Origin of the sequence: Bartonella refiksaydamii, from assembly GCF_902652675.1 — a bacterium.
Lineage (GTDB): Bacteria > Pseudomonadota > Alphaproteobacteria > Rhizobiales > Rhizobiaceae > Bartonella > Bartonella refiksaydamii.
In genome coordinates, this window is sequence record NZ_LR736317.1 from 1 (window position 1) to 15,667 (window position 15,667).

Annotated in this window: 15 protein-coding genes and 3 pseudogenes; 14 read left to right on the forward strand and 4 right to left on the reverse strand. The window is 39.3% G+C overall.

Annotated elements, in window-relative coordinates; genetic code table 11:
- Nucleotides 1-79, reverse strand: a pseudogene (locus GQO39_RS07280) (helix-turn-helix transcriptional regulator); the annotation flags it as partial.
- A 211-nt stretch (nt 80-290) separates the two neighbouring features.
- Complete coding sequence (locus tag GQO39_RS07285; protein ID WP_156851598.1) at nt 291-1,457, reverse strand: tyrosine-type recombinase/integrase; 1,167 nt, start codon at nt 1,455-1,457, stop codon at nt 291-293.
- A gap of 175 nt (nt 1,458-1,632) precedes the next feature.
- Here GQO39_RS07285 and GQO39_RS07290 point away from each other — a divergent pair.
- From GQO39_RS07290 to GQO39_RS07355, 14 genes and pseudogenes are all read left to right on the forward strand, one after another.
- Nucleotides 1,633-2,275, forward strand: a pseudogene (locus GQO39_RS07290) (Ppx/GppA phosphatase family protein); the annotation flags it as partial.
- A 32-nt stretch (nt 2,276-2,307) separates the two neighbouring features.
- Entirely contained in the window at nt 2,308-3,030 is a 723-nt protein-coding gene (locus tag GQO39_RS07295; RefSeq protein ID WP_156851599.1) for an RlmE family RNA methyltransferase, read from the forward strand.
- Between the two features lie 175 nt (nt 3,031-3,205).
- Nucleotides 3,206-4,231, forward strand: coding sequence for a GTPase ObgE (gene obgE, locus GQO39_RS07300; RefSeq protein ID WP_156851600.1), 1,026 nt, complete (start codon nt 3,206-3,208; stop codon nt 4,229-4,231).
- 1 nt (nt 4,232) lies between these two features.
- Nucleotides 4,233-5,372, forward strand: coding sequence for a glutamate 5-kinase (proB, locus tag GQO39_RS07305; protein WP_156851601.1), 1,140 nt, complete (start codon nt 4,233-4,235; stop codon nt 5,370-5,372).
- Nucleotides 5,373-5,420: 48 nt separating this feature from the next.
- Nucleotides 5,421-6,677 (forward strand): glutamate-5-semialdehyde dehydrogenase, encoded by a 1,257-nt coding sequence (locus tag GQO39_RS07310; RefSeq protein WP_156851602.1) that lies wholly within the window; start codon nt 5,421-5,423, stop codon nt 6,675-6,677.
- A 29-nt stretch (nt 6,678-6,706) separates the two neighbouring features.
- Nucleotides 6,707-7,300 (forward strand): nicotinate-nucleotide adenylyltransferase, encoded by a 594-nt coding sequence (locus GQO39_RS07315; RefSeq protein ID WP_156851603.1) that lies wholly within the window; start codon nt 6,707-6,709, stop codon nt 7,298-7,300.
- Between the two features lie 57 nt (nt 7,301-7,357).
- Entirely contained in the window at nt 7,358-7,801 is a 444-nt protein-coding gene (gene rsfS, locus GQO39_RS07320; RefSeq protein WP_156851612.1) for a ribosome silencing factor, read from the forward strand.
- A 1-nt stretch (nt 7,802) separates the two neighbouring features.
- Entirely contained in the window at nt 7,803-8,285 is a 483-nt protein-coding gene (gene rlmH / locus GQO39_RS07325) for a 23S rRNA (pseudouridine(1915)-N(3))-methyltransferase RlmH (RefSeq protein WP_156851604.1), read from the forward strand.
- A 96-nt stretch (nt 8,286-8,381) separates the two neighbouring features.
- Nucleotides 8,382-9,664 (forward strand): annotated as a pseudogene (locus GQO39_RS07330) (murein hydrolase activator EnvC family protein).
- Complete coding sequence (locus GQO39_RS07335) at nt 9,654-10,964, forward strand: S41 family peptidase (RefSeq protein WP_156851606.1); 1,311 nt, start codon at nt 9,654-9,656, stop codon at nt 10,962-10,964. The pseudogene GQO39_RS07330 and the gene GQO39_RS07335 overlap by 11 nt, the downstream one beginning before the upstream one ends.
- A gap of 40 nt (nt 10,965-11,004) precedes the next feature.
- On the forward strand, nt 11,005-11,526 hold the full coding sequence (locus GQO39_RS07340) for an RNA pyrophosphohydrolase (protein ID WP_156851607.1): 522 nt from the start codon (nt 11,005-11,007) through the stop codon (nt 11,524-11,526).
- A 111-nt stretch (nt 11,527-11,637) separates the two neighbouring features.
- Nucleotides 11,638-12,198: an invasion associated locus B family protein gene (locus tag GQO39_RS07345; protein ID WP_156851608.1), complete on the forward strand. Its 561-nt coding sequence runs from the start codon at nt 11,638-11,640 to the stop codon at nt 12,196-12,198.
- A 214-nt stretch (nt 12,199-12,412) separates the two neighbouring features.
- Complete coding sequence (locus tag GQO39_RS07350; protein WP_156851609.1) at nt 12,413-12,706, forward strand: YggT family protein; 294 nt, start codon at nt 12,413-12,415, stop codon at nt 12,704-12,706.
- 24 nt (nt 12,707-12,730) lie between these two features.
- Nucleotides 12,731-13,048: a DUF167 domain-containing protein gene (locus tag GQO39_RS07355; protein ID WP_156851613.1), complete on the forward strand. Its 318-nt coding sequence runs from the start codon at nt 12,731-12,733 to the stop codon at nt 13,046-13,048.
- 36 nt (nt 13,049-13,084) lie between these two features.
- On the opposite strand, the gene ppa is transcribed toward GQO39_RS07355, so the two are convergent.
- Both ppa and typA read right to left on the reverse strand, forming a co-directional pair.
- Entirely contained in the window at nt 13,085-13,615 is a 531-nt protein-coding gene (gene ppa / locus GQO39_RS07360) for an inorganic diphosphatase (protein ID WP_156851610.1), read from the reverse strand.
- A gap of 68 nt (nt 13,616-13,683) precedes the next feature.
- Nucleotides 13,684-15,510 (reverse strand): translational GTPase TypA, encoded by a 1,827-nt coding sequence (gene typA, locus GQO39_RS07365; protein ID WP_156851611.1) that lies wholly within the window; start codon nt 15,508-15,510, stop codon nt 13,684-13,686.
- Nucleotides 15,511-15,667 lie beyond the last annotated feature (157 nt).

The window sequence follows — 15,667 nt, forward strand, 5'->3', positions numbered from 1 at the left end:
GACGGCGGAATGTCGAAACACTCATATGAAGCAATTTTGCACTTTCACGGTCTGTCAAAAGAACATCATTTTCTGCCATACTAAAATCCTTTCAGTCTCAAAAAATAGAAACAAATCATAACTATTTATTAACCACATTTTGGTTCATTTTTGAAGGTATTTTAATCATAGAAAACAATATATTATTATAGTTTTTCTGATGTGATAATTTATGAATCTTATTGAGATGATATGAGAGAAGAGAGAGAGAGAAAGTTATCCACAGATCATGGGGTTATGCACCCCATATCTTAAGATTGACCAGTGACATAAGCCGCCCATTTATCCATATAGACACGGCGCTGTTCTAGATAATCAGTGCGACGATAGGCACGCTCTACTTGTCCTCCTACTGTATGACTTAAAATGGTTTCAGCGACCTCATAGGGGGCATCGGTTGTTTCAGCAAGCCAATCGCGTAAACTAGAGCGAAATCCATGCGGACGTGCTTCAAGTCCAATCTGTTGCATATAGTGTGACATGCAATTCTCACCAAGAGGACCGCGACCGGTTGCAGAAAAAAAGAAATCATTGCGAGAGAGCAAGCGGGCTTGTTTTAAGATTTCTAATGCCTCTGTTGATAAGGGCACGCGAAACTCTGTTGTAGCATCGCGTTTCCCTTTCATATTCTCAGCAGGAATAGTCCATAGATCCCCATCAACTTGATCTTTATGAATATGACGCAAAGGATATGTGCGAACGCCTGTCAAAATAAGCAAACGTAATGCCAGATATGTTATGGTTGTTGTTTTACAAAGCGTTTGATAAAAGGCTGGGACATCTTTCCAATCCATAGCTGGTCTATTCGTGATCTTATGGCGTTGTTTGCCTAATAAAGCTTGTGCTTTTTCTGTTGCCTGTAAATCAACATCCAATCCTAAGGCAGCCGCATGTTTAAGACAAAGATTAAGACGCATCAATGCTGTTCGAGCAGTTTTAGCTTTTGTATGCCAAATAGGGGCAAGCACATTGCGTATCTCTGTTTGAGTAATCTCTGAAACGGGCAAACAGCCTAATTTGGGAAGAATATGAAGGCGTAATGGTAAAAACCAATCCCCAGCTTTACCGTCACCTTTTAGTTCAGCTTTACGACTTTCAAAAGCATCTAGTGCAATATCTTTTAAGTAATGGAGATTGCTTATTGCCTCACGCTTTTGTTCATTGCGTTCTTTAATGGGGTCACGCCCCTCACGTAAAACAGCACGCCATTGCATTGCACATTCACGGGCTTGTTTTAAAGAAACATCTCGCAACGCACCCAAGCCCATTTCACGGCGCCGACCATGAATGGTATACCGTAAAATCCATTGAGCACCTCCATCTTTACGCTTGTGAAGAAGCAAGCCGGCACCATCATTATATTTGCCAGCTCCTAATGTTGTGACAGATCTTGTATTAAGACGGTTCATAAGAACCATTTTTACTCCTTTCTTGTACAAATTTTATCCACACATTCATCCCGCTTGTTATGTGCAAGCGAATGATTTTGATTGATTCATCATAAACAGGTTTGAAATGAGAGAATCTTACGATATTCGAGACTCTCATTCAACATACAAAATAGTGAATTATCATTATAAATCAATCCATTGCACGCTTGTTGAGCCGTATACTGATGCAATTGTGCTTTTTGATATTGGAGGAGGGGCATCGGAAGTTATTCTTCTTGATGTTTCACAAAAGCGTTCTTTTCGTTTAACTGAACAGATTATGGCTTAGACTTCTCTTCACTATTGGTGTTGTTACGCTTGCTGAACGTTTTGGAAGAAATAATGTCAGTTTAGACGATTTTGAAAAAATGAAAAATTACGTGCGAGGTTTTTTAAATAACTTTTCAGACCGACATAAATTAGGAGCTTTAGTGTAAAGTTCAAAATTCCATCTTTTGGGAACCTCTGGCACGATTACGACTTTAGCAGGAATGTACCTTAATTTAGAGCGTTATGATCGAAGAGGCGTTGATGGCATTTGGATGAATGATGCAGATATTACTCTTATGATGAAACGTTTATTGTCATGGGACATAAAAAAACGAGTAAGCAATCCTTGTATTGGGCGATGGAGAGCAGATTTAGTGTTAGCAGGATGTGTAATTCTAGATGTTATTCGAGAAGTTTGGCCAAGTAAACGATTAAAAGTTGCTGATCGTGGATTGAGAGAAGAAATTTTGATAGAGCTGATGTTGCGCGATGGTGTATGGTATCGTCATAGGAAAGAAAGAGGTATCAAGCGTTAGCAGCTATCGGAATATGGAGATAATGAACAACTATGAAAAAAACGACAAAAACATCGACGGGTGGATATGGTGGTTCAGGATCGCATGAATTATATCAACGCGTGAAGAAAAAGGCAGGAACTATTAAGGCATCATCACGGCGATGGTTAGAGAGGCATTTGAATGATCCATATGTCCATCAGTCGAAAATAGATGGTTATCGTTCGCGTGCTGCCTATAAACTGATCGAAATTAATGAGCGCTATAAATTTCTCAAAAAAGGTCAAAAGGTTATTGATTTGGGAGCGGCACCTGGGGGATGGTGTCAGGTGGCTGGGCGTCTAGTAGGATCAAGTAATGAAAAGCCTAGCGTGGTTGGCATTGATTATTTGCCTGTTGATCCGTTGCCTGGGATTGTGACGCTGGAAATAGATTTTTTGCATGCAGATGCGCCACAGAAATTAATTGATGCTTTAGGGGTGAAGCCGGATGTAGTCCTGTCTGATATGGCAGCCCCAACAACAGGACATCGCCGGACAGATCATTTAAGGACGGTTCATTTATGTGAAGTTGCTGCTGATTTTGCTCTTTCAGTCCTCAAACCTAGAGGGCATTTTTTAGCAAAAGCTTTTCAAGGTGGGACAGAAAACACCCTGCTCACGACATTGAAACAGAATTTCAAAACAGTTTATCACGTTAAACCTCCCTCAAGTCGAGCAGAATCAGTAGAGCTGTATCTTTTGGCACTGGAATTTAAGGGAAAAACAAAAGGATAACGATAGTTTCTTTTGTCCGAAGGCTTAAGCTTACTGACATATTTAAATGTAAGGATATTCTCAAACAGTTGTCAGTGATATTATTTGTAGTTTTTCTTTTGTAAATAATGAAAAACTGGTAAAATTATTGCATTGCCTGTAGAGGTAAGGATTGATTCCTCAGTGAGCGTTTTTAATGAAATTTCTTGATCAAGCTAAAGTTTATATTCGTTCTGGTAATGGAGGTGCAGGGGCAGTATCATTTCGTCGTGAAAAATTCGTTGAATTTGGAGGCCCTGATGGGGGAAATGGGGGGCGTGGTGGTGATGTTTGGGCGCTTGTTATTGATGGACTCAATACGCTGATCGATTATCGCTATCAGCAGCATTTTAGAGCAAAAACAGGGGGGCATGGTAAGGGGCGTAATATGACGGGTGAAAAGGGTGATGATGTCATCCTTAAAGTACCGGTTGGGACGCAAATTTTTGAAGAAGATAATGCGACGTTAATCTGTGATTTAACGAAGGTTGGACAGCGTTATCGTCTTGCAAAAGGAGGAAATGGCGGTTTTGGAAATCTTCATTTTACAACGTCTACGAATCGGGCACCTCGCCGTGCAAATCCGGGTTTAGCTGGAGAAGAGCGAACATTGTGGCTTCGTTTGAAGTTAATTGCTGATGCGGGGCTTATTGGTTTGCCAAATGCTGGAAAGTCAACTTTTTTAGCGTCAGTAACGGCTGCAAAACCAAAAGTTGCAGATTATCCTTTTACTACTCTTCATCCTTATCTTGGTGTTGCACGCATTGATGCCCGTGAATTTGTTTTAGCTGATATTCCTGGTTTAATTGAAGGAGCACATGAAGGTGTGGGGATTGGGGACCGTTTTTTAGGGCATGTAGAACGTTGTCGTGTTTTGTTTCATTTGATCTCTGCTCGAGAAGAAAATGTGGCAAAAGCATACCAAGTTGTGCGTAATGAATTGGAAGCATACGGAAACAATTTGAGTGATAAAACTGAAATTGTAGCTTTGAGTCAGATAGATACTCTTACTATTGAAGAGCGTAAAGCTAAACAAGAACTTTTGCAAAGAGTAACGGATAAATCTGTAATGATGTTTTCTGCGGTCAGTCGTGAAGGTTTAGAAAATGTGCTACGTGCTGGGGCACATATTATTGAAATGGCACGTAAAGAGGATGCAGGCAACGATATCAAGGTTGATTAAGATGACAGTTAGATTGCAAAAGCTTGCACATTATAAACGTATTGTAGTTAAAGTTGGATCTGCACTCTTGGTTGATCCTCAGACAGGTTTACGCGCCGAATGGCTTAAAAGTTTGATAAGTGATGTTGCTAAGTTGCGCCAAAAAGGTGTGGAGGTTTTATTGGTATCTTCAGGTGCTATTGCTTTGGGAAGGACATTGCTGCAGTCTCCTAAGAGAGCTTTGAAATTAGAAGAGAGTCAAGCATGTGCTGCTTTAGGGCAAATTGAATTAGCAAAAACATATAGAGATGCGCTTGCTCAATATGGATTAAAAACAGGGCAAATTTTGCTCACTCTCTTCGATACAGAAGAGCGACGACGTTATCTTAATGTACGTGCTACGATTAATGTGCTTTTACGTTTTGGAGCGGTGCCTGTTATCAATGAAAATGATACTGTTGCAACAAGCGAAATTCGCTATGGTGATAATGATCGTTTAGCGGCACGTGTAGCGACGATGATGAGTTCAGATCTTTTAATACTTTTATCAGATATTGATGGTCTGTATACGAAATCTCCTCGTCATGATCCGACAGCTGAATTTATACCCTTTATTGCATCAATCACTAGTGATATAGAAAAAATGGCTGATGTTGCTGCTTCAGAGTTTTCTCGTGGAGGAATGAAAACCAAGCTTGATGCTGGGAAAATAGCAAATTCTGCTGGAACGGCGATGGTTATTACTTCAGGTAAACGTATGAATCCTCTTGCAGCAATTGATAGAGGAGAGCGTAGAAGTTTTTTTGTTGCCAGTGAAAAGCCCGTTAATGCTTGGAAAGCATGGATTTCTGGTCATTTAGATCCGTCAGGCATTTTGACAATTGATCAGGGAGCGGTTAAAGCACTTGAAGCTGGAAAATCATTATTAGCTGCAGGAGTTGTTGCGGTTGAAGGGAGATTTCATCGTGGAGATACGGTTGCAATTGTTGATGCAAATGGAATTGAAATCGCTCGTGGACTTGTGAATTATGGCAAGGATGAAGCTGTACGCATTATGGGGTGTAAAAGCGAAGAAATTGAAACTATCCTTGGATATGAGGCGCGCTCTGCTATGGTGCATCGTAATGATATGGTTTTACGCTGCTTGACCGATTCTGCTTAAAAAAGTTATCTTTTACTTATTTATTATTTTAGTAGAGTGGACAATACTATGGCTTTAGAAGAACAAATGAAGAGCATGGGGCAAAAAGCACGCCATGCTGCCACTACATTGGCGGTTATGTCTTCTGAACAAAAGAACAGAGCATTAGAAATGATAGCTTTAAATCTAGAGGTTCAGTCAGCTGAAATTTTACGGGCTAATCGTCAAGATTTAACGAATGCTGCTCGGAATAATTTGAAGGCATCAATGGTTGATAGGCTCAAGTTAGATGAGTTGCGTTTGCGTGCAATCATAGACAGTGTTCGCCAAATTGCTTATTTACCTGATCCTGTTGGACAAGTTATGAGTGAATGGATGCGTCCAAATGGGCTCCATATTAGTCGTGTCCGTACACCTCTTGGTGTGATTGGCATTATTTATGAGAGTCGGCCAAATGTTACAATTGATGCAAGCGTTTTATGTTTGAAAGCAGGAAATGCTGCAATTTTACGTGGTGGTTCAGATAGTTTTCATTCTTCCCATGCACTTCATTCGGCATTAGTAAGAGGATTGGAGGAAGCTGGTTTCCCTAAAGATGCCATTCAAATGGTTGAGACGACAGATCGTGGTGCTGTTGGAGAAATGCTCAAGGGACTGGACGGTATGATTGATGTTATTATCCCCCGTGGTGGGAAAAGCCTTGTTGCACGCGTTCAGTCCGATGCACGTGTTCCGACTTTTGCGCATTTAGAGGGGCTCTGTCATATTTATATTGATCAGTCGGCAGATTTAGATATGGCTCGTAACATTGTTTTAAATGCAAAGTTGCGGCGGACAGGTATATGTGGTGCTGTTGAGACAGTTCTCATTGACCGCCACGCATTAAGAAAGTTTCTTCCTGTTCTGACTGCTTTACAGGAGAAGGGATGTGAAATTCGTGCAACAGAGGATATTGTTTTTCTTATGCCAGATGCCAAATTAGCCTCCGAAGAGGATTGGTCATACGAATATCTTGATGCAATTCTTTCTGTTAAAACAGTAGAAGGTATTGAGGGAGCTATTGCGCACATTCAGCGTTATTCATCGGGACATACGGAATCAATTATTGCTGAGGATATGAGGGTGGTAAAGGACTTTTTTAATCGTTTAGATTCGGCCATTTTGCTTCATAACGCATCTACACAATTTGCTGATGGAGGTGAGTTTGGTTTTGGGGCGGAAATTGGTATCGCAACAGGAAAAATGCATGCGCGTGGTCCCATAGGTGTTGAACAGTTGACATCATTTCAGTATCATGTTAAAGGAAGCGGACAGGTTAGGTATTGAAAAATCAAATTTTTCCTTGGAAAGATCGCATGCCACATGTTGAAAGATCCAATGTTGTGGGTCTTTTTGGTGGGTCTTTTAATCCACCGCATGCGGGGCATCTTCTTGTGGCAGAAATTGCAATTCGGCGTTTATGTCTTGACCAATTATGGTGGATGGTAACACCGAGAAATCCCTTAAAAGATTGTACAGGCTTACCATCTTTAGAAGAGAGAATGCGACTAAGTGTTGAACTCATTGATCATCCGAAGATTCGCGTAACAGGTTTTGAGCAGGCTATAGGGAGTAAAGCATCAGTAGATACAGTTTCTCATATTCTTGCGCGTTGCCGAGGGGTGCGTTTTGTGTGGGTTATGGGTGCGGATAGTTTTGCATCGATTCATCGCTGGTGTCGATGGCATGATGTTGTATCTATGCTTCCTATTGCGATTATTGATCGTCCTTTTGTGCATATGTCAGCACTCACTTCACCTATGGCTCATGTTTACCGTTCTTTTCGTTTAGACGAGAGAGAAAGTATACGGTTACCTTTTATGAAACCACCAGCTTGGACTTATTTACATGGACCTTTATCTTTTCAGTCTTCAACGAGTCTTCGTTTAAAGGAGAATGATTTTTCTTGAACACTTTATAAGATTCTGCTCCTTTTTAGGAGGAGATTCTCTTTTTCTATGTTCCAAATGATAAGAAAGGATATTGGTCTGGAAAACATTTCACAAAAACACTCTTACAGTATGACATCTTCGGCAGACAAAAAAATCTTTTCTGTCGCTGATGCTCTTAAAATTATTCTCAAAAGTTTAGAGGATACAAAGGCAGAAGACATCATCTCCATTGATATTCATGACAGATCGTTCTTAGCTGATTACATGGTCATAGCTTCAGCACATTCACAACGTCATGTATCTGCTGTTGCTGACCATTTGTTATGCGCTTGGAAAGAAAATGGGTACGGTTTTGCAAGTGTAGAAGGGCTAACGGGAGGTGATTGGGTATTGATTGATACAGGTGATATTATTGTTCATCTTTTTCGTCCGGAAATTCGTCTTTTTTACAATTTAGAAAAAATGTGGCTTTTACCAGAGTTAAAAAATATAGAATCGGTTCTTTTGGGAGATCATTAGCATGCAAATTTCTATTTTTGCTGTTGGTCGCATGAAGAAAGGAGCAGAGTACAAATTGGTTGATCATTATTTGGATCGTTTTTCTAAAAGTTCTGGAGCTGTAGGATTTCATTTTAAAAAACTACAGGAAATATCAGAAAGCCGTGCACAAACAGCATGTCAGCGCATGGAAGAAGAGGGAAGAAAGCTTATCGAGTTTTTGCCTGAAAAGTGTCGATTAATTGTGTTGGATGAGCGCGGAGAGTCGATTTCATCATCTGCTTTTGCTAAAAAATTGAGGTTTTATCGTGACGAAGGTATTCGTGATCTTATAATTGCTTTGGGAGGACCTGATGGGCATAATGAACAGATAAGAAATCGTGCTGATTTTCTTTTGTCTTTTGGTTTTATGACATGGCCGCATCAAATTGCGCGCATACTTCTTACAGAACAGCTTTATCGTGTTGTAACAATTGCGAACAATCACCCGTATCATCGTTTTTAACATTTTTGTGCAATTTTTAGCACTTATTTGTGTATTTATTAATATTGTTTTAGCGGGCATCATTTAAAACATCACTAATTTATGTGATGATGCTTAATGGTTAGGCAAATGAAGAAGCTTCTTCATAAAAAAAGACAATGTTTATATGAGGAATGCGTTACATTTGTGGTGCTGTTCTTGAGTATATTTTTTTGCTTTTCTGTATTGCATGCTGAAGATACAGTAAGCAGTGTAGAAGCAGCACGTAAAGCGTTGGCAGAAATTCGCCAAAATATTTCGCTCTCACGTGAGCGTGTTGCTTCTCTTACACGTCAAGTTGAGCGTTTAAAAAAAGATCAACGTGCTTTAAGTGAAGCACTCATAAAAGCTGCTAAAGCAGAACGTGCAGCAGCAAATGATATTGCTGAAAGGGAGCAAAAGCTTAAAAAAATGATAAGGAAACAGGCACAAGTTTATCAAAGTTTAAAAAGACATCGCGCTGAATTTGCAGAAGTTCTTGCACTCTTAGAACGTATGGGGTTGAACCCTCCTCCTGCTCTTATGGTGCGGACTGAGGACGTGTTAGCTTCTGTTCGTAGTTCTGTTTTATTAGGGGCTGCTGTATCTCAAATGCAAGAAAAAACACAGGTTTTAACAAAAATCCTCAAGGAATTGACGCATTTGCGCCATTCAATTGCTACGGAATATACTGCACTAAAGGCTAAAATGCAAAATCAAGCAGAGCAGCAAAAGCGTTTAGAGCTTTTATTAGATGAAAAAGCCAAATTACAAAAAAAATCAGAAGAAGAACTTACAGAGCAGCAACAAAAAAACATTGTTCTCGTTAAAAAAGCTCAGTCTTTGGAGGAATTGATTTTAGAGCTTGATCGTCAATCAAAACTTAGTTCTGATGTTTCAGTACAGGTACAGAAAAATTTACAATTGTTAGAGCAAGCCAATTTTGAAAGCCGAAAAGGTTCTTTACTTGTTCCTGTTTCGGGAAAAAGAATTCAACACATGAATAATAGTTCGCAAATTACACGCTTTGGTGAAATGATTGAAACAGAAGCAGCGGCTGTTGTTATATCACCTGCTGATGCTCTTGTTGCTTTTGCTGGACCATTTCGTTCTTATGGACAGTTAATCATTCTTAATGTTGGAAATGGTTATCATATCGTTCTTATCGGGATGTCGAGAATCAACGTCACTCAGGGACAGTTTGTTCTTGCAGGTGAACCTCTTGGAACGATGGGGATACAATTTATTGCGAACAGTATTGCATTGGATATAGGCAAAACGACTCCAATGCTTTACATTGAGTTTAGAAAGCAGGGGAAGCCTGTAAATCCAACTCCTTGGTGGCAGACTGAAAAATAAGAAGGAACCAAAATGATTCGTAAAATTATTCTTTTAGTCGCTGGGGTATTGCTCGGCGCCAGTTCAATGATTATGGTGCAGTCCGTGGCTGCCAATAATGAAGGTGATACGTATAAAGAGCTGGCCATATTTGGCGATATCTTTGAACGAGTGCGTACGCAATACGTGACGGTTCCAGATGATAAAAAGCTTATTGAAAATGCTATCAATGGGATGCTCACATCGCTTGATCCTCACTCATCTTATATGAATGCGCAAGAAGCCAAGGAAATGCGGGACTCCACAAAAGGAGAATTCGGAGGGCTTGGTATTGAAGTGACTATGGAGAAAAATTTGATTAAAGTTGTTTCTCCAATGGATGATACACCTGCTTCAAAGGCAGGTATTTTAGCAGGGGATCTTATTTCAAAAATTGATGGTATACAGACGAATGGTCAAACATTGAATGAAGCTGTTAATAAGATGCGAGGTGCTCCTGGAACACCAATTGTATTGACAATTATTCGTTCTGGTGTTGATAAACCGCTCGAAATTAAGGTTGTTCGTGATATCATCAAAGTGAAGGCTGTGAAATATCGCGTTGAGGGTGATATTGGGTATTTAAGACTCATTCAGTTTTCTGAGCAGACTTTTGGTAATCTTCAGGCTGCAATTAAAGATATTCAGTCTCAAATTCCTCAAGATAAGTTGAAGGGGTATGTTCTTGATTTGCGACTTAATCCTGGTGGTCTTTTAGACCAAGCGGTTAGTGTTTCGAGTGCCTTTCTCAATAAAGGTGAGATTGTATCGACCCGCGGACGTAAAAAAAGTGATGTGACAAGATTTGATGCCAAGCCAGGGGATATCATTAATGAAAAGCCGCTTATTGTACTCATTAATGGTGGTTCTGCAAGTGCTTCTGAAATTGTTGCAGGTGCATTACAAGATCATCGTCGTGCTACAATTTTAGGTACGCAATCTTTTGGTAAGGGATCTGTTCAAACGATCATTCCTTTGGGTGAAAATGGTGCTTTACGCTTAACAACAGCACTCTATTACACGCCGTCTGGTACTTCAATTCAAGGAACTGGGATTACACCTGATATTATTGTAGAGCAGCCTCTACCTGAAAAATATAAAGGCTATGATGTAAAAGTTGGTGAATCTGCATTAAAAGGGCATATCAAAGGGAAGCGAGAAAACAATAAAGGTTCTGGCTCGGCTGCTTTTGTTCCGCAAGACCCTAAGGATGATGTCCAATTGAATGAGGCTTATAAGCTGTTACGGGGTGAGATGGCACATGCAGCATTTCCACCAGATCCCAATAAGGATATTTTAAAGTGAGAAAGGATGTGTGCAGCTTATGTTTTTGGTGGACAATTGAATGGATGCGGTGGTTAATTTGAAAACTCTTCCTTATCGGAAATGTGTTGGAATTGTTGTATTTAATCATGAGGGTAAAGTTTGGGTTGGGCACCGTTTAATGACGTGCGCTCATGCTGATACCGAGATGTCTTATCGTTGGCAGCTCCCTCAAGGGGGGGTCGATGAAAACGAAGAGCCATTAGAAGCAGCATATCGTGAACTCTATGAAGAAACGGGTATTCGATCTGTAAAATTGATTAAAGAATCACAAAATTGGTTCCATTATGATTTTCCACAAGAACTTGTTGGGTGTACATTAAGTAATAAATATCGTGGACAAATACAAAAATGGTTTGCTTTTCAGTTTACAGGAGATTTTTCTGAAATCGTCATTAATCCCCCGCCAGATGGTAATAAGGCGGAATTCGATCAGTGGAAATGGGTTGATCTGGAAACCCTTCCTTCAATTGTTATTTCTTTCAAAAAGCGTGTTTATATGAAAGTGGTCAATGAATTTCGAGGTAGCCTTAAACGATTATAAAAGCTATATAGCTATAGAAAGCTCTTTTTTTATTAAGATGCTTTATATTATGTATAGTCACTAAAAGATAATAAACGTGTTTTTCTTTTATGTAAAAAACTGGAATATAAGATGAAAAAGTTATTTAATTTACTTATAGTTTTTACTCTCTTGGGTATTTCTTCTGTAGCATTTGCTTCAAGTTCAAAGTCTGCTGAAACAAAAGGTGCAGCAGCTACATTGCCAAATGGTGCTTCTTCTTTAACTGAAACATACGGCTTGTGGACTATTAACTGTGGTATACAAGAAGGAAAAAAAGTCTGTTTTATGCACCGTCAAGAGGTGAATGATCAAGGCCGTGTCGTTGTGGCTATGAATGTTATTCTCAATACTGATGGTGTTGTATCTGGTAATTTAACGGTTCCTTTTGGCATTTTGGTCTCTAAACCTGTTCGTTTACAAGTTGATGAGGGGAAGGCTGTTATTGAAACCGGTATTCGGACTTGTGTACCAGCTGGTTGCATTGTGCCAATAGTTTTTGACAAAAATCACGTAGCGGCTTTACGTGCTGGAAAACATTTGAAGTTGGCTATGACGATTGCTGCTCCGGGCGAACCCCCTTTGAATGATTTATTTGTTCAGTTGAATGGTTTTAGCAGTGCCCTTAATCGTTTGACTGCTTTGCAGAAATAATCTGAAAATACAATAAAGGCGGCCTCTAAAGGCCGTTTTTAGTTTAAGTGTCTTTTTTGTCGCATATTTACAGTTAAAATGACAAGATCATTATATAAAGGATATTCAGAGTTTTTTTAGGTTTTCAGATTATTCGCTGTCGCTTCTGTTTTGTCCGGCTATTTTATTCCGACTATATGATCTTTTGTTTCTTTAATTGAAAGAGGGATAAAGCGTGCTTTATATATTGCTTAAAGTGATTGATCTCGTTTTTGATATTTATGTTGATATTTTAATCGCAAGTGTCATTTTTTCTTGGCTTTATGTATTTAATATCATAAATACGCGCAATCGCTTTGTTGTTTTAATAAGAAGCTTCCTTTATCACCTTACGGAGCCAGTTCTTAGTCGTATCCGGCAGATTTTGCCCAATCTCGGAGCAATTGATATTTCGCCTGTTGTAGTTTTCATCATTATTTATTTTATTCGTACATTTATGTGGCGCGTTTATGCAAATATGTATCTATAGAAATCTCGTATGAGACGTATGAAAATGTTTCATAAATTTGATACGAATGGTTTGAGTTTATTTGTATATCTCATTCCCAAAGCTTCTGTTGATCGAATTATGGGGGTTGAAAGCAGGGATAATGGAAAGCAATATTTGGTTGTACGCCTTCGTGCTGTTCCTGAAGATGGAAAGGCAAATAAAGCCCTCATTAAGTTTTTAGCGAAGCAATGGAAAATTCCATCTTCTTGTATTTCTCTGAAAAGTGGCACAACATCTCGCTACAAACAGCTTCACTTTTCAACATACTTGGAAGAGCTAAAGCAAATATGGCAATCTTTAGAAGAACATACCTCAAAGTAAAAGCCCATTTAAAATAGGCTTTATTTTTTGAAAGAATTATATTTCCTTATTGCGCTCAATAGCTTGCATAATTAGTTCATGTGCAAAACTTTTATCACGCCATCCTTCAATTTTGACCCATTTTCCAAGTTCAAGGTCTTTGTAATGTTCGAAGAAATGCTCAATTTGCTTTAGTGTAATTTCAGGAAGATCTGTATAGTCATGAATATTAATATAGCGTTTTGTTAATGTTGGAGTAGGGACAGCAATAATTTTTTCGTCTTTACCACCGTCATCTTCCATAATTAGAGCACCGATAGGGCGAACGTTAATAACACAACCCGGAATAAGTGGACGGATATTACAGATAAGAACATCAATGGGATCACCATCATCTGAAAGAGTATGTGGAATAAAACCATAATTTCCAGGATAAACCATTGATGTATGAAGAAAACGATCAACAAACAACGCTTCCGATTTTTTGTCCATTTCATATTTTATTGGTTGACCACCAAGAGAGACTTCTACAATGACATTGATATCTTCTGGTGGATTTTTACCAACGGGGATTTCCTTAATATTCATATAAATATCCTTTCTGGAGTGTGATGAAGTTAGATACAATAAAACACTTGATTGAGAGCGCCACAAAATTAGCTTGAAGTTGATACACGTGTTTTTTCAAAACGTTTGCGTTCATTGGGGTCTAGATAGAGTTTGCGTAGACGAATATTTTTAGGAGTCACTTCCACTAGTTCATCATCTTGTATCCACGATAGGGCGCGTTCTAATGTCATTTTAAGTGGAGGGGTTAGTTTTACGGCTTCATCTTTTCCAGAAGCACGCATATTGGTTAGTTTTTTTCCTTTTAAAACATTCACTTCTAAGTCATTATCACGTGAATGTATACCAATAATCATACCTTGATAGACTTTAACGCCAGCATCAATGATCATGGGTCCACGGTCTTCGAGATTAAAAAGAGCATAAGCGACAGACTCACCGCTATCATTTGAGATCATAACACCATTCACACGTCCACTAATATCTCCTTTATAAGGTTCATAGGCGTGGAAGAGACGATTCATAATTGCTGTGCCACGTGTATCCGTCAAAAGCTCTGATTGGTAGCCAATAAGACCTCGCGTTGGTGCGTAAAAGACAAGGCGGACACGATTACCCCCAGAAGGACGCAGCTCAACCATTTCACCTTTACGTTCAGACATTTTTTGCACGACAGTTCCAGAATATTCCTCATCAACATCTATAACAACTTCTTCGATTGGTTCAAGAGTTGTTCCATTTTCATCTTTTTGCATAACTACACGTGGACGTGAAACACTAAGTTCAAATCCTTCACGGCGCATATTTTCAATGAGAACTGCAAGTTGCAATTCTCCTCGTCCTGAAACGTAGAAAGAATCTTTATCGGCTGATTCTTCAATTTTAAGGGCTACATTACCTTCTGCTTCTTTTACCAAACGATCACGAATTACACGACTTGTTACTTTATCGCCTTCAGTTCCTGCAAGGGGGCTATCATTGACAAGAAAACTCATGGTAACAGTGGGAGGGTCAATTGGTTGAGCGGTGAGAGGTTCATTGACAGCAGGATCACAGAAAGTATCAGCAACAGTACCTTTCTGTAGACCTGCAATCGCTATAATATCACCAGCAATACTTTCTTCAATGGGTTGCCGTTCTAGCCCACGAAATGCCAAAATTTTTGAAATACGTCCAGTTTCTAAAAGTTTTCCATCTTGTCCAAGAACTTTGATACTTTGATTAGATTTTATAGAGCCCGAATGAATACGTCCAGTAATAATTCGTCCCAAAAATGGATCTGCTTCAAGAATAGTTCCAATCATACGAAATGGTCCCTCTGCTACACTAGGAGAAGGGACATGGCGAATTACAAGATCAAATAGAGGACTTAGTCCTTTATCTTTTGACCCCTCAGGGGATTCAGCCATCCATCCATTACGGCCTGATCCATAAAGAATGGGAAAATCAAGCTGTTCATCGGTTGCATCAAGAGCTGCAAAAAGGTCAAAAACTTCATTGATAACTTCATCAGCACGCGCATCAGCTCGGTCAATCTTATTGATAGCAACAATTGGGCGTAATCCTACTTTTAAAGCTTTACCAACGACAAATTTTGTTTGCGGCATAGGCCCTTCAGCTGCATCAACAAGCACAATTGCTCCATCGACCATATGCAAAATACGTTCAACTTCTCCACCAAAATCGGCGTGACCCGGTGTATCAACAATGTTAATTCGGGTATCTTGCCAAACAACGGACGTTACTTTTGCTAGAATTGTAATTCCGCGTTCTTTTTCAATGTCGTTTGAATCCATCATACGCTCACTGGTACGCTGGTTATCGCGAAAGTTCCCTGATTGCTTAAGAAGCTCGTCTACGAGTGTTGTTTTGCCATGATCAACGTGGGCAATGATGGCGATATTACGCAATTGCATAAATTTTCTTCTTTTCTTTAATGAGATTTCATTTGAGGTAACGCCTCTACGGTCTTTACCTTACTACTAAAAAATCTTTTACATGTTTTTTTATAATTTTGGAAGAGGGATATGAGGAAGAATTAAATCAATGTCTTATTTTGAAAGTAAGGGATTT

Excerpts from the sequence above, each read along its gene's own strand:
- GQO39_RS07285 (WP_156851598.1), bottom strand. The coding sequence starts at position 1,457 with ATGGTTCTTATGAACCGTCTTAATACAAGATCTGTCACAACATTAGGA.
- GQO39_RS07295 (WP_156851599.1), top strand. The coding sequence starts at position 2,308 with ATGAAAAAAACGACAAAAACATCGACGGGTGGATATGGTGGTTCAGGA.
- obgE (WP_156851600.1), top strand. The coding sequence starts at position 3,206 with ATGAAATTTCTTGATCAAGCTAAAGTTTATATTCGTTCTGGTAATGGA.
- proB (WP_156851601.1), top strand. The coding sequence starts at position 4,233 with ATGACAGTTAGATTGCAAAAGCTTGCACATTATAAACGTATTGTAGTT.
- GQO39_RS07310 (WP_156851602.1), top strand. The coding sequence starts at position 5,421 with ATGGCTTTAGAAGAACAAATGAAGAGCATGGGGCAAAAAGCACGCCAT.
- GQO39_RS07315 (WP_156851603.1), top strand. The coding sequence starts at position 6,707 with ATGCCACATGTTGAAAGATCCAATGTTGTGGGTCTTTTTGGTGGGTCT.
- rsfS (WP_156851612.1), top strand. The coding sequence starts at position 7,358 with ATGATAAGAAAGGATATTGGTCTGGAAAACATTTCACAAAAACACTCT.
- rlmH (WP_156851604.1), top strand. The coding sequence starts at position 7,803 with ATGCAAATTTCTATTTTTGCTGTTGGTCGCATGAAGAAAGGAGCAGAG.
- GQO39_RS07335 (WP_156851606.1), top strand. The coding sequence starts at position 9,654 with ATGATTCGTAAAATTATTCTTTTAGTCGCTGGGGTATTGCTCGGCGCC.
- GQO39_RS07340 (WP_156851607.1), top strand. The coding sequence starts at position 11,005 with ATGGATGCGGTGGTTAATTTGAAAACTCTTCCTTATCGGAAATGTGTT.
- GQO39_RS07345 (WP_156851608.1), top strand. The coding sequence starts at position 11,638 with ATGAAAAAGTTATTTAATTTACTTATAGTTTTTACTCTCTTGGGTATT.
- GQO39_RS07355 (WP_156851613.1), top strand. The coding sequence starts at position 12,731 with ATGTTTCATAAATTTGATACGAATGGTTTGAGTTTATTTGTATATCTC.
- ppa (WP_156851610.1), bottom strand. The coding sequence starts at position 13,615 with ATGAATATTAAGGAAATCCCCGTTGGTAAAAATCCACCAGAAGATATC.
- typA (WP_156851611.1), bottom strand. The coding sequence starts at position 15,510 with ATGCAATTGCGTAATATCGCCATCATTGCCCACGTTGATCATGGCAAA.